Source organism: Bacillus sp. HMA207 (genome assembly GCF_003402455.1).
Taxonomy (GTDB): Bacteria; Bacillota; Bacilli; order Bacillales; family Bacillaceae_G; genus Bacillus_A; species Bacillus_A cereus.
Window position 1 is genome coordinate 1313733 of the sequence record NZ_BEZT01000001.1, and the last position, 14927, is coordinate 1328659.

Here is a 14927-nt window from a genome sequence, read left to right on the forward strand (position 1 = left end):
ATTTATATAGTGTTAACTGGTGTATAGTACAGTATAGATTTAGAAATTTAATATTAGATTACATTTGTTAAAAAAGTTAATAGATATATTTTTTCAAATCCTAACTAACATTTAAACGGTTTTAATTGAAATTGGTTGTGTATTAACCCTTATAAGCCAATAAAAGTAAATAAAATAAACAAAAACCCTGTAATAAATACAGGGCCGGATACAGGGTTAAGGGAACGCATAGTTTCTTAATATCATAGTAGCATATATTCTTTGTATAGCTACATGAGGATTTTGACAGAATTAAGAACAAGACAGAAAATCTGTAGGAAAGCAAATATAGTGCTGGAAATGTGATTTTAAATTAAGCTATAGGTATATTGAAATGGATGAAAACTCTTGAGTACCATGATTAAATTGCCTTTAATTATGAGGTTTAGGTTAGAGGGATAATTGGATCTTACTGAAAAGAAAAAATGTTTTTTAGATTAAAAGAAGAAAAGACACCTTTTGGGTGTCTTTTCTTTAGGTAAACAGTTCACATATTGCTGAATTAGATACGAAACCATAATTCGACTACGAAGTAAATCCTAACATAATCTGAACAGAAAAAATATGTAATATTACATTTTTAGTTTTTAATTATTTTATTCAATATAGAGAAGCAACGTAAATAAAAGGGCATGCAGTCGTATCTGCAGCCCTTTTTAGGAGGAATTCAAGATACCATTAGGACACGTATTGGTAAACAGGTTCAAAAATAGTATGTGTGAAAAGAAAAAGTCCTATACCAAAAGTAGACAGGACCTTATCTTTTTTACATTTTAAAAAATGAAATTCTGTCCTTTTGAAATCAGTACAGCACACACTTGGTTTGAAATGAAATTAGAAAAAGTATACATGAAAATGGCAGACAACTATTTTGTTGCCTGCCGGTGCCAGTGGGTTGAATGAGTTAGTCAATTCAATAAATTGTGCTATCCCATTACCAGAAGAGTGAAGCCGTTAGTCCAAATGGCTTAGACATAGTTTGTCTAATAAAGAAAAAATTATGAGTAGAAATTTTGTTTGCTCTATATGAAAAGATAAATAGATATTCATCAGACAAGGATAATTTAGCATATCTTGAATAGGGTGTAGGAACGAATTAAAGAAAGGGATATTTGTTTAGGAAGGGACTGACTCAGGAGTGGGACTTTTGGACAGGGTTTGGGGAGCGGTGATTGCCTTTGGCATTGCGACTAATATCGTTGCTTGTATAATGGCAGTATACATTCAAAAATATGAGCTAATGATAAATCATCTTACAAATATTTTATTTTTAATAATTATCTCTTTAACGTTTATAAAGATGAAAATTAACAGATGGGTGGCTTTAGGATTTACATTAGTTGTAATAGAGAAAGGTATTAAAGCGGGCTATGACTTCTACACACATAATTATTATAGTGTCAGTTGGAGTTTAGCTATCATTGTCTATTGCATATACGAGATGGAAAAGTATCATATTGAAATAAACGAATAGGCGCAACAAAAAGGTGTTAGTAGGTGGAATTCTTTTTAAAATACTATAAAAAAGACACTACAAGAGTGTCTTTTTTTTGAAAATACTATAAAAAAGACACTACAAGAGTGTCTTTTTTTTGAAAATACTCTATAATTAACTTTGGGGAAGGTAATGTTAGAGTATTCGTTTAGCATTATCTTTATATTTGATAAACCATGAAATCGAAAGATTTTGTGGTTTATTTTATGAACAATAGATATTACAGTATTGGCAGTGAGTTATTAATCATTTTAAGCATTAGGGGAGAATGGATTAAAAGTCTAACATCGAATAACGGTTCCGGAATATAGTGTTGCGAAATGATCTCCCATATCCCAAACGGTACTTGCCTGTATATAGCCCTTAAAGCCTTCTGAAGAATAATAAATCTCTTTTGGTATACTTTCTTTAGTTTGGAAATGTGCTTTAGAGTACTTTACATAATGGTTTTTAACAACTTTTGCTTCTGGAACAATAGTGTTTTTTTGTTCCAATTTTGGCCTAGCACTAGAAGGTGGTATGAATTTTACATTGTCTTGGTAATTAGGATCTAAGGTGTCAGCTTGTACACTGTGTGACGAAACAAAGGTGCTTAGACTACTTCCCGCAATTAAAGTTGCAAATACTAACTTTGAGAACTTTGTTAATCTACTCATTCTATAATCTCCTTTTTATTATTTTGTAAGGTATCTCCTTACACCTCACAGTCTATATCCACTACAAAAGGGTGTACATACATATTGATAGACAAAATTCTACAAAATACCGCATGTTTTTGGGATTTATGTATAATAATCCAATGTCTAATAATCTATTAAAAGTAAAAAGGTAGGTCTTATATAAAAGAAAATGAATAATTTATACAGGTAATGTATATGGAATTATTGTTTAAATATTCTAAAATGAGTTGATAAAGATGTTGGTAGGTTTTTTGGAAAACAAATAATTCCCTAGGTGAAATTTGGAAGGAAGATTCTCTGTTAGAGTTTTTATAAGGGAATTCATTTTCGTAGATTCAAAATGTAAAAATAACTAAAAGAGCAAGTGTTTCAATGGGTAAAAAGCTATGTTGAGTCTTTTTTCTCTGTCGGTGGTCGTCTAATCAATGAAATGACGGATGCTTATGATAGTTTGTGTCTAGCAACATTCGTGTATAAACGAATGAATTAAGAAAAGGGTGAAATATTGGATAACTCGAAATGGATGCCTTTAAGTAATGTTGATGATGATGAGGAAATTTGGGTAGGAGCAAGAGTTAGGTTGTACAATGTTGGTATGAATAGAGAAGATAAAGAAAATAATTTCTATGAATATATTATTTCTTATATCTACGACAACACTAACTACTTACAACTAACTAATTTAACAACAGGAAAAGCAGGTTATATTATTTGTGTCATTGAAAAAGAATTACCAAATAATTATGCTTTGGGCAGAACATTAAAGCAAAGAATAGGTTTAGAAAATACCTATTTTAGATTTGAATAATCAACAAATAAGGGAAGCACCAACTCTAAGGTGTCTTCCCTTATTTAATACTTTTTATCAATAATCAATATTAACAGAGCCTAAATAAAAAAGTGAGAAAAATGATAAACACTCTTCTCACTTTCATCAATTAGGGTGGCATATATATAAATATGCGTTTGGGTGGATTTTGGATGAAAAATCCACATGCATAGTATAACAAAAAAATTATGGCTTTTCGCATGTAATATTGCATATGAAAAATAGTAAAGTTTTAAATTTTAATATTAACAACTTATATATATGTGTTACAATGTAATTCTCTAATTTATTTTATTCTCCTATTTAGAATTTATAGTTTAGTGATTCAATAATACAAAAGTGGTTTTAATAAATAGATAAAACGATGAAATAATACAGTTAGAATGGTTAAAAGGCAGCTAAATATAAGTATTAAAAAAAAATTACTTATTTATGTTTAGTGAATGTATTATGGTAAGAATTTCATCCGATTGGATTAGCGCTAAACTAGATTTTTATCCAAACAAATCCAATAATTATTTTTTAAATGAAGTATATGTTGCATCAAGTTTATTTGGAATAATTCGTAGTCTAATAATTGCTGAATCTAGAAAAATAACATATTCGAAAGGAGGACAGATAAAACTCTGTCTGTGAAAATTAAATCTCTAAATTATAAAGTATGGATAATAGGATGTAATTGTGGTTTCATTTCGAATGGTACCATAAATGAATGTGGAAAAGTAAAGGAGAAAAATTTAAATAAACTATATAAGTAGTAAAAATGAAAAGGAGAAGTAGCTAGTGTTTAATATAAAAGAAAGATTGGGGCAAATAAAGCTTAAAACGAAGTTGTCTATGGCATTTATAGCAATATTAATTATACCAAGCCTTATCGTAGGAGTATCATCTTATAATAAAGCAAAAACAGATCTTAATGAAACAATTCTACAATCAGCAAAAGATAATATAAGTATTTTAGATAAGATTGTTGATGATGAATTAGAAAATAAGCATACAGATATCACTCATTTTGCAAAGGTACTCACACAAGGGGATTATAATCCTGAACAATCGCAAAATGTACAGAATAAATTTGATCAATATATACAGTTACATCCAGAGATAGAAACAATTTATACGGCATCCAGTAACAATCAATTTATTCATGCACCTGTTGGAAAAATACCAGAAGGGTTTAATCCGCTAGAAAGCAGTTGGTATAAGGATGCAGTAAAAGCAGATGGAGAGATTATTGTTTCATCTCCATATAAATCAAAGTCTACAGGAAATATGGTAATTGCAATTGCAAAGCAGAATGCAGATAAAAGTGGTGTCATTGGCGTAGATTTGAATATTAAAGATATCGTAAAAACATCCAAAATGATAAAAATTGGGAAGCAAGGATTTGTATCTATAGTTAGTCAAGATAAAACTATAGTTGTTCATCCATCACTAAAACCTGGAGAGAAATTAGATAAAACTTTAGTGGATGAATTGTACAAGACAGAAGATGGAGTAATTACTTATAGCCTCAATGGTGAAGATCGAAACATAAGCTTTAAGACAAATAAAAAAACAGGTTGGAAAATAGCTGGCGTAATGCCTACGAAAGAAATTGAAGAAGCTACCAATCCTATTTTTTATAAAACGCTCACTATAATAGGTGCTTCATTATTGTTAGGTGGAATTGTAATTCTATTCATACTTAGATCTATTATTACTCCACTAAGACAATTAGTCATTTCAGCTCAAAGAATTAGTCAAGGAGATTTAACCGAGAAAATAGATATTCGTTCAAAGGATGAACTTGGTCAATTAGGTGGTAGTTTCAATACAATGGCAGAGTCGTTACGTAATATTATTTCTCAAATTAACACATCTGCAGGACATGTAGCTGCGTCTTCTGAGGAACTAACTGCTAGTGTAGAGCAAGCAAGTGTTGCGACAGAACAAATTACAAAAGAGATGGAAGAAATCTCGAACAGTGCAGAGGTTCAAAATAATGAAGTTGAGTCTGGAGCTGAATTAATTGGTGAGGTAACACGAAATATTCAATACGTAGCTGAGAATGCTTCTGAAGTATCGGCTTCATCCATATACACTAAACAAAAAGCAAATGAAGGTGAACAATTAGTAGAACAAACTGTAACACAAATGCAGTCTATCCATCACTCTGTTTCTCAATCCGATAATGTCATAAAATTATTAGATAAGAAATCACAGCAAATTGGCAGTATATTAGAAGCGATTCAAAATATTGCGGAACAAACAAATTTATTAGCATTAAATGCAGCGATTGAAGCAGCTAGAGCTGGGGAACAGGGGAGAGGGTTTGCAATTGTTGCTGATGAAGTTAGAAAGTTGGCGGAGCAATCATCCGAATCTTCAATGGAAATTGGAAGTTTAATTAAGGAAATACAAGCAGACGTACATGAGACTGTAAAAGCTATGAATGAAGTAGGCGTAGAAGTACAGTCGGGAATTAAGGTTGCTAACGATACAAAACAAAGTTTTTATGAGATTTCAAAATCTGCAAATGATATTGTATCAAAAGTGCAGGGTATGGTAGAACTATCAAATAAAATGACAACTGATGCAATGAAAGTTGATACATCGATTGATCAAATAGCTATGGCTGTAAAAGAAAATTCTTCAAGTATGCAAACGATAGCTGGTTCATCTGAGGAACAACATGCTTCTATGGAAGAGATAAATTCTTCAGCAATACAATTAGCACAGATGGCGGAAGAACTTCAAGAGTTAATTGGTGGATTTAAGATTTAAGTTGAGATTCTAGGAGAGAATGCTAGAATCTTGTTACAGAGTGGAAATGAAAAATCTTATAACATAGTAAATAAGTATAATATGTACTCTCTATGCGTATTGAACAAGCAGATAAGCCATTTAAAAACCCTCCATTTGGAGGGTTTTTAAATACATTTACATTAAATTTGTGGTGGTGCACCACCATAATCGTCAACACTATATGAAGGAGCAGGATAATGCCCATGAGTAGCAAGCTGATCTGTTTTAGAAAACTGAAAAATTCCCACCGTTAATACCCCAATAAAAGCAATGCCTGATAATAATAAGCTAATTTTTTTCATTATTTTAACACTCCTTTTGCGATTGATTTTTGTCTTGCTTGATAACAAATATGGAAATAGTCACTTACTTTTTGGTGGTTCTCTAATTGTCTACATTTTGTGGCAAATAATTCGGCGTATTCGACAACATATTCCCATAATTCTTCTTCCTCAAAGTATAAGATTCCTTCTTGAATGATTTTTTCTAATTCTTCCAATGGAATATTTTCGTTTAATTTTTTTAAAATAGAGAAGTGGTGTGTGTATTCTTCGTTATGAATTTCTCTACAAATCTGTAGTCCCTTATCAATGAGTTGGCTGGCCGTTGATTGTTCTCCTAACTTATAATGTTCCTTAGCTTGTAGGAAGATGGCCTTGAAGTGTGTAGGGATTTTCTCTGTTACTTCTGAAAGGTGACGAATAGCTAAAGTAGACATACTTTGATCAGAATACAGCCACCCCATAGTATTTTTTACGTATAACAAGGAATCTTCTTCCCTATTTTTTTGTAGTAAATCAATTGCGCAATGTAGATATTCTTCTGCTTGTTCGTACTGTTTTAAATAGATGCAGCAACCACCTAGCAAACTATTACAAAAGGCTGTTTTTACTTCATAACCTTCGTACTTTGAAAAGATTGCTCTCGATTTATTTGCGTACTCGATAGAAGCGAGATTGTTATAGGTATGGTGATAGAAAGTAGCAATTCTATAGTAAAATTCAGCATGTTCAATTTCATCTGGTATAGCTACCAATATTTTTTCTGCTAGTTTATAATGTTCCTCTGCCTCAGTATAATTAGATATAAAAGTGGAATGAATGGATTTGAAAAAATGATAATAGAATTGTAGAAATTGATCTGTAGGCATATCATAATCGCTAATAGTATCAAAACTATTTTGTTGAATACCAAGGCTATCTGTTAAGACCTTGTAACGAAATTCGAGTAGTGAATAGTATAGTAACAAATTTTGATCCTGATGTTCTTGATCCGGCTCAATGCTTAACTTATTAATTTTTTCATCAATTTTCTTTTTTAGATTAGTAGCTTTTATAACTTGTTGAGATAGCATAGCTCGATACCAGTCGTTCAATAGAGAGGTTAATTGCTCATTTCCCTTTACTGAAACACTCATAATATACGCCCCCATTTTCTAAAAAAATCCTAATCCAATTTAATTATAAACATCATAACAAAATAGAAGAAAAAATGGAGTGATATTACAATATTTTTCAAGAAAATTCATAAAAAACAATCAATTTGTGTCGAATATACTTAGAATAAAACATCCAAAAATTATCAAAAGATGATATGAGTCTTTATACGTTCTATCAGGTGAACTTAGAAACTGTGATTGAAGATTTATGAAATTTCCTTTTCTTAAAACGGATCAATTACATATTAATTTTTAAATTATTTTATCGGATACATATAGTATGTATCCGATAAAATATATAAATCTTGCGTATGTAAATAAGAAGACAATAAAGAAAACAAAAAAGAACTTGTAAGAATTCCTACAAGTTCTTTTTTAGATAATGTAAAAAGGTGAAACAGAACATCTCATTATTTGTAATAGTGAAATTATCTTACTTATGGTTTTGTTTTATAGAAGATGTACTATATTGAAGATTTGTTCTTATTGTTGATTAAAGGTAAATTAAAGACTGGTAGGGAAGAAGTGCATAAAAGAGAAAGCCTTCTTTACTTATTCTGAAAAGATAATTCAAAAAGCAATTTGTGTATAGAATAAGCAATGCATGAATTCATCAACATTGGTGATAATAAATCAGAGAATCAATATATAAGCATGAACTTTAGTGGAATAGCTACAAGAAGGGGATAATTCTATAATAGTAGATATAATTATCAAAATTTTCATCTTAGTTACTTTTCGGGTAGGATAAGTAGAAGAAAATAGGAAGTTTTTCTTTGAAGAAAGCTCTTTTGACAGGAATAGATTTTTTCATAACTAGAACAAATAAATTAATAATCGCATATACTGTATTGTCGTTAAAGCAAGACATTATTTTCTCAGAACAAGGGAATCACTAGAAAAATATGTGATTCCTTTATTCTTAAGTATAATGTCAATAGTTGATTTGAAATAACCGAAGAAATAAAATCTTTGTTAATGGACAATCACATAATTTTAGGTATAGTAGGTTTATAATTTAGACTATAAAAATTAATGTATCTTTTATTATTTTAACCAAGAAGACTCCCTCCATAAGGAACTCACAGCAAGTATGGGGAAGTGGGAGTAGTTCAAAGCATGCAATATTGTTTGATTTGGCTAATACATAGATTTATCATCTCAGAACTGGTGTAAGAATTATAATGTTTATACCATTCTATTGTATTTTCTAAAGTCTGTTGTAGGGACCATTTTGGCTGCCAATTAAGATTGAATTTTGCTTTGCTAATGTCAAGATTTAGTAAATTTGCTTCATGAAAATTTATTGGACCTATATTTTCTGCTGTCCAATCCCCGCAGCCCCAAATATCTAGTAAACTGGTCACTAATTTTTCTACTGGAACAATATTGCTTAGGGATGGCCCGAAGTTCCATGCTCCTGAATAAAGGATACCATTATTTATAATTTTTTCTGTAAGGAGTAAATACCCGCTTAAAGGTTCTAGTACATGTTGCCAGGGTCTAATAGCAGTAGGATTTCTAATAATAATCTTTTTGTTTGATTCTAATGCTCGTATACAATCAGGAATAATTCTATCTATTGACCAATCACCACCACCAATTACATTACCAGCTCGAACACTTGCAATTATTTTCTTGTGTTGAGAAAAGTTTTCTTCTGAAAAGTAAGAATTTCGATAGGAAGAAATTAAAAGTTCACAGCATCCTTTGCTTGAGCTATATATGTCATGGCCGCCCATAGGGTCAATTTCACGATAACCCCAAGGCCATTCTTTATTTTCATAGCACTTGTCACTTGTCACCATAATTCCTATTTTAGCTGATTCATGTAATCGAATTGCCTCTAGTACATTCATAGTCCCTACAACGTTTACCTCGTATGTTTCCCTAGGATATTCATATGAATACTTAACTAAAGGTTGGGCAGCTAAATGGAATACAATTTCAGGTTTATAATCTGTAAAAACCTTATTTAATTTATTAAAATCTCTAATGTCTCCACGAATATCAATTATATTATTTTGAAGGTTAGTAATGTTAAAGTTATCATTTTTATTTTTAGGATCTAATGAATATCCGATTACAGTAGCACCTAATTCATTCAACCATAGGGATAACCAAGAACCTTTAAAACCAGTATGTCCAGTAATTAAAATTCTTTTTCCGTAAAAAGCATTATTAAAGTTTTGGTTTAACAATTAGTCCACCTCCTTTAGTACCCTATTTTTAGGGGGTTAGGTATAAATGTTTATTATTTTTATACCAATTAACAGTTTTTATAATTCCTTCTTCAATATTAATTCTAGGTTCCCAGGAAAGAGAGTTTTTTATTTTTTGCACATCCGCTTCAGGAACCCATCTTTCATTTGTTCTAGAGGAAATTGCACCGTAATTTGGTCTGGAATTGGTTTTCAAATGTTTGAATAATAATTCTACATAATGTTTCAAGGGGTGAATAGTGCCGCTCCCAATATTAAAAATTTCATTTTGTACAGTAGTATTTTCTACTGCTAGGATACAGGCATCTATTACATTTTCTATATAACAATAATCTCTTAATTGATTACATAAAGTTAAATTTACATCTTTGTTTTGTAATACTCGCAAGATTATATAGCTAAAAATTTTATGCGGCTCTTCGCCTTCTCCGAATATGCCAAAAGGTCTTAATGTTATAAGATTAATATTGTTTTCGCTAGCAATTTGATGGGCGAGTATAGTAGCAGCAGCTTTGGTACTTCCATAGATATCCACAGGAGTTAGTAACATATTTTCATGAATAGGTTCCATCTTGTTACCGTATTCAGAACTACTCCCAAAATTGATGATTTTTTTACAATTCACCAATTTTGCTGCTTGAATAATGTTACAAGTCCCTATAACATTTGTTTCTATAGCATGGATGTAATCTGTATGGGCAGAATTTACACCATAGGCTGCCAGGTGAAAGATATAATCGGGATTAATTTTCTTTATTGCATCTTGTACTTGTTTTTTATCTCGTATATCTATTTCATAGGTTTCAATATATTTTAGAATATCCTTTAGTCTCCAAGAGTTTGATGGTGTTCTTATGAAAAGAACAATTTTTGCTTGTAAATTTAAAAGTCTTCGTGCCAAGTGAGAACCAATAAAACCGTATCCACCAGTAATAAGGAAAGTTTTATTTTTAAATGAAGCAATCATAGTGATAATCTATCCTTTATTAAGATGTATTTTTAGTTGCTGAAATAAATAGATTTATTTTTAAATAAGGAAAGTATCAGTCTTAATTGTGATGAGGGGAGGGGTATTTAAAATAATTTTTTATTGTTGTTGTATCAATTTGATCAGCAAATAAAGAGGAGGAAGGTTTTTGAAAAGTATTATGAAGGGTATGACATGTCTTATTCAATTGTTCAATATAAGGAATGTATATATAATCTAAAACTGCTGGAGGTAATTCTAAAGTTTCGTGTTTCCATAAATCGAACTCATTTGGATTAATAATTTGCATACTTCCAAAATGAAAAGCTATTAATTCATCTTGATCAATAAAAACTTTATTATCTGTTTTGGATATAGAACTGCTATTTAAAATGACATTCCAAGGTGCTGCATCAATACCTCTATGAGTCATGATTTTTATATTAGAAAAGATGTTAGGAATGTGATTTAAATATTTTTGATCACCCCATCTATCCATTTCAACATCATAATGATTATTACAATATTCTAGGCATTTATCTTTCCACCATGTTAAAATTTCTTTACTATTTTGATCGTTTTTGAAGCCTACTAAACCAGCTTGGTATATACCGTGTATGCTTTCAATTTCAGTAGAGCTTCTTTGAGGGCAAAGGAATACAGAGTATTTCCACCACTCATCAAGAATGATATTAGGTGCTGTAAAGAAATACATATCAGCATCACAATATATAATGTGATCAACTTCCGGATAAAGACTAAGGACATGTAGACATAGGGACGCTTTTAATGTCCAACAATACTCTTGTAAACTTCTATCATTTTTTATACTGAGGAGTTCATGATTTTCAATTTCTTTTACCGGAATTAGTATGGCGTGCTTTAATTTTAATTTCTCTAATATTTGATAAGTTAGATCATCCATACAACAGATCCATACAGTAAATTTAGCGTTGAAATTTTCTAAGGAATAATAAGAGGTCAATCCTTGAATTAATCGTTCTTTACTTATAATCATGGAAAAGTTCATAAAATGATTGGATTGATTCATTTTTCTTCTTAATTGTGAATCTTTATATAAAGTTTGAGCTTTATTTATATCTTTTTTACTTAAAAATTGTTTAGTATCTTTATTGAATTTATCCTTTAATTGCTTTAAAACAAATTGAATTCTCTCTAAATACGGAGTGTAAATATGGTTTAATATATTATTGGGTATTGAAATTTCTCCCAAAGACCAAAGATCAAAATCATTTTCAGTAAAGATAGTAATACATGCAAAATGGTAAACAACTAGTTTGTCGTTTTCAATAAATATATCATTTTTAGTCTTGTCAATTTTATAATCGTTATTATATATACAGTTCCAAGGCGCAGCATTTATACCTAAGTTATTTGAAATTTTTACTTTTGGAAAATATATAGGGATATAATCTAAATACTTTTGGTCTCCAAATTTCCCCTCTTCAGCCTCGGCACTGCACCAATCTATACATTTATTTTTCCACCATCTTACACTTTTTAGTCCATAGAGATCATTCTTAAATCCAATTAGACCAGCCTGATATTTTCCGTACATTTTTTCTACCCAATCACGATCTCTTTGGGGGGTTAGGAAGATAGAATGGTCACCCCATTCCTCAAAAATAATATTAGGGTCAGAGAAAAAGCATAAATCACCATCACAATATAGAATAGATGGTAAATCATAATTGACCAATAAATATTCTATCAAGACAGATTTTAAAGTCCAACAATATTCATTTACTTTTCTTTTTCTCTTAATTGCTTTTAGTTCACGATCTTCTAATTCTTCAACTTGTAAAAGGTTTACATTAATTAAACTCATTTCTTTTAATAGTGAATATGCAAAAGGATCTATACAACAAATCCACAATGTGAATTTTTCTGAGTACTGCATTAATGATTGCTGTAAAGCAATAATTTTCAAGACATACTCACTACCTACAATGACGCAGAAATGATTATTTAGATCATGTTGTTGATTATAGAATTGGGGATTAATTCTTTTTTGAGTATTTTTTTTGGAGAGATTTGAAGCTTTAATTCCTGTTGAAAGTGGGTTAACTATTTTCTCATTAGAGGGGATGTACAATCGAGGTAAACTTATTTTTTTATCATTAGAGTTCAATGCTTATTCAGTCCTCTCCACTAAAATTTATTTGGATTCCAACTTTCATTTACAGTTTTTAAATCTTTAGGTGTATCGACACTAGCCCAAAAGTCATTGTGTTCATAGACGGCGAGCTCATTGTCTTTTATTAAATTTCGAAGAGGATCTTCTTCTAGAACACAATCATCATTATTACTTAAATAATTGAATATTTCTTTGTTAAATACAAAAAAACCGCCATTAATTACTTCATCAAGTAATGGTTTTTCTTTAAAATCAATAGCAATTCCATCTTCGACCGCCAATAGGCCGTATTGACTATTTTTTTTAATTCCAGTTAATGTAGCAATTTTTCCTTTTTCTTTATGGAATGCTATTAGTTGATCAATATCTATATTGGCTAATCCGTCACCATAAGTTAATAAAAAGGTTTCACCCTGTACAAAGGATTCAAGTTTTTTTAGTCTTGCCCCGGTCATTGTATCAATTCCTGTATCTATAAAGTGTATATTCCAATTTTCTAATTTCTGAAGTAGCGTATATTGACTGGTTTTAAAATTCAAACTAAAGTCATTCTCTTTCCAGCTAAAGTCCATAAAATATTCCTTAATTTTCTCACCTTTATATCCTAAGGGTAAAATGAAATCAGAATGTCCATATTTTCTATACCAATTCATTATATGCAAGAGGAGAGGCTTTCCTTGAACTCGAACTAATGGTTTGGGAATGTCCTCTAAAATTCCTTGCATCCGAAGCCCTTTTCCGCCACACAAAATTATGACTTTCATAGATTTATTTCCTTCCTCTCTATATATTTTACTAATTTAAACTATGTAGTTTGTTTGGTAAATGTATACACGGTTGTACCATAATGACAATCAACTAAAAAAAATATGTTAGATTTATAATTCAGATGCTGATTAAACGTGGAGAATACACACTGTAGTTTATCATTAATTATATGTAAATTAGGTTCTTTTAAAATCTATGCTTTAGTTTATTTAATATTAATGAAAGAAATTGCTTGTTCTTAAGATAAAAGAAGGGGAAGGAAATCAAGGGAATTGAAGAAGCTTATAATGAAATATCCAAGAAGACAAAATATAAGATAAAGTATGGAAGTAAGTAGTCGTGAATGCACTACATAAGCAGAATATGCTGATCGCATAAATGATTATACAGAAATCAATAGAAGAATAACAAAGGGAATTAGCCATTTAAAGGAAAATGGAACAACTATTTTTACATTTTATAAATTCAAAAAAGAGCACCGCATAAAGGTGCTCTAGTGATGGAACTAATTTTGTAAAGAACTATTTATTCAATAAAGAAGGACTTACGAATTATTATATGAACGTTTTGTTAATTAAGTGTGTATCAATTAGACAGGAATTTTATTTTTCTACACCTATTTGATTTTACGGGCCAAATCATGTTAAAAGTAAGAAGAAAATTATTAAGTTAATGTTATTTTGTTTAAAATAACATCCCAATCGGAATCATCACCTTCCCATCTATCCTGATAACGTGGGAGTTCAATTGAACAAACCCTCGATATTCCCCAATTTTGTTCAACAATATTAGATATACCCTCCTTGAAATTAACAATAAGAATATTAAAATCCTTATTTGTAATTTTAGATAACACGTTTTGTAATTCAACCGCTTCATCTCGATTTCCCCAAATTCTAATGAATAAAATGGATTCACTACTATTTATTTTTTCAAGGAATCGATTAATTCTAGTGTCTAATTTAGCTTTAAAAGAAGGATAGGTTGATTTCAAATCCTTTTCGGAATTAATAGGAAAATCATGCATTGAAAAACAATTATAATAAGTGTCCTTTATACAGTAGGTAATTCGTTCTGCCCATTTAATTTGATTATCAAATTCTGATTCAATAAGACCGTAACTTTCTGAACCTTCTATAACCATATTTTCCAACTTCATGAATTTTTTAAATCGATTTTGAAGTAATCTGTTTACATCTGAAAGTGATGGATAATAAAACCAATCTAAAGGTCCAGAAAATGTTCTTAAATTGTGTCTTTTGATTTGGTTGGTGACTTGACACAATCCTCCTAAACTTACAATTACGCCATAGGATTTTTGTATATCTTCTAGGTTCATCCTCATCATCCTTTATAAAAGTAATTTAAATTATCTGTTCAGTATATGATGCAATAACATATTGATGTGGACCTATATATCACAGTACATAGAGCTAAGACATTTGTATAAATTTAAAAAGTCAAATATCTAAGTTGAGGGATTTCATCTTTGACGTTATATCATGGAGTTATTATTGGAATGAAAGCTGGTAGGGATATTGCGC

General features: G+C 30.3%; 12 protein-coding genes. 4 read left to right on the forward strand and 8 right to left on the reverse strand.

Going from position 1 to position 14927, the window contains the following annotated elements; all coding sequences use genetic code 11:
• The first annotated feature begins 1177 nt into the window (after window positions 1-1177).
• Complete coding sequence (locus tag HMAS_RS06970) at window positions 1178-1513, forward strand: hypothetical protein (RefSeq protein WP_025708929.1); 336 nt, start codon at window positions 1178-1180, stop codon at window positions 1511-1513.
• A gap of 302 nt (window positions 1514-1815) precedes the next feature.
• On the opposite strand, the gene HMAS_RS06975 is transcribed toward HMAS_RS06970, so the two are convergent.
• Entirely contained in the window at window positions 1816-2190 is a 375-nt protein-coding gene (locus HMAS_RS06975) for a hypothetical protein (RefSeq protein WP_000088960.1), read from the reverse strand.
• 388 nt (window positions 2191-2578) lie between these two features.
• Between HMAS_RS06975 and HMAS_RS28220 the strand changes: the two genes are divergently transcribed.
• The 3 genes from HMAS_RS28220 to HMAS_RS06990 all read left to right on the forward strand — a co-directional run bounded on the left by HMAS_RS28220 (window position 2579) and on the right by HMAS_RS06990 (window position 5809).
• Window positions 2579-2704, forward strand: a complete 126-nt coding sequence (locus tag HMAS_RS28220; RefSeq protein WP_002026153.1) for a hypothetical protein — start codon at window positions 2579-2581, stop codon at window positions 2702-2704.
• 33 nt (window positions 2705-2737) lie between these two features.
• A complete protein-coding gene (locus HMAS_RS06980; protein WP_002024558.1) occupies window positions 2738-3022 on the forward strand; it encodes a hypothetical protein in 285 nt (94 codons plus the stop codon).
• An 804-nt stretch (window positions 3023-3826) separates the two neighbouring features.
• Window positions 3827-5809 carry a methyl-accepting chemotaxis protein gene (locus HMAS_RS06990; RefSeq protein ID WP_061113061.1) on the forward strand — a complete coding sequence of 661 codons (1983 nt, stop codon included), beginning with the start codon at window positions 3827-3829 and terminating at the stop codon, window positions 5807-5809.
• Window positions 5810-5970: 161 nt separating this feature from the next.
• Here HMAS_RS06990 and HMAS_RS27620 read toward each other — a convergent pair whose 3' ends face one another.
• The 7 genes from HMAS_RS27620 to HMAS_RS07020 all read right to left on the reverse strand — a co-directional run bounded on the left by HMAS_RS27620 (window position 5971) and on the right by HMAS_RS07020 (window position 14722).
• Window positions 5971-6132, reverse strand: coding sequence for a hypothetical protein (locus HMAS_RS27620; RefSeq protein ID WP_000724106.1), 162 nt, complete (start codon window positions 6130-6132; stop codon window positions 5971-5973).
• Complete coding sequence (locus HMAS_RS06995; RefSeq protein ID WP_000116953.1) at window positions 6132-7247, reverse strand: Rap family tetratricopeptide repeat protein; 1116 nt, start codon at window positions 7245-7247, stop codon at window positions 6132-6134. Before HMAS_RS06995 ends, HMAS_RS27620 begins: the two co-directional genes overlap by 1 nt.
• Before the next feature lie 1133 nt (window positions 7248-8380).
• The gene (gene rfbG / locus HMAS_RS07000) at window positions 8381-9469 is read right to left on the reverse strand and encodes a CDP-glucose 4,6-dehydratase (protein WP_116344733.1); all 1089 of its coding nucleotides are present in this window, start codon (window positions 9467-9469) and stop codon (window positions 8381-8383) included.
• A 28-nt stretch (window positions 9470-9497) separates the two neighbouring features.
• Window positions 9498-10457, reverse strand: coding sequence for an NAD-dependent epimerase/dehydratase family protein (locus tag HMAS_RS07005; protein ID WP_000561952.1), 960 nt, complete (start codon window positions 10455-10457; stop codon window positions 9498-9500).
• Window positions 10458-10539: 82 nt separating this feature from the next.
• On the reverse strand, window positions 10540-12609 hold the full coding sequence (locus HMAS_RS07010; protein WP_001087529.1) for a hypothetical protein: 2070 nt from the start codon (window positions 12607-12609) through the stop codon (window positions 10540-10542).
• A gap of 20 nt (window positions 12610-12629) precedes the next feature.
• Entirely contained in the window at window positions 12630-13379 is a 750-nt protein-coding gene (locus HMAS_RS07015) for a sugar phosphate nucleotidyltransferase (RefSeq protein WP_000864434.1), read from the reverse strand.
• Window positions 13380-14047: 668 nt separating this feature from the next.
• Window positions 14048-14722: a papain-like cysteine peptidase gene (locus HMAS_RS07020; protein WP_001047153.1), complete on the reverse strand. Its 675-nt coding sequence runs from the start codon at window positions 14720-14722 to the stop codon at window positions 14048-14050.
• Between the last annotated feature and the right edge of the window lie 205 nt (window positions 14723-14927).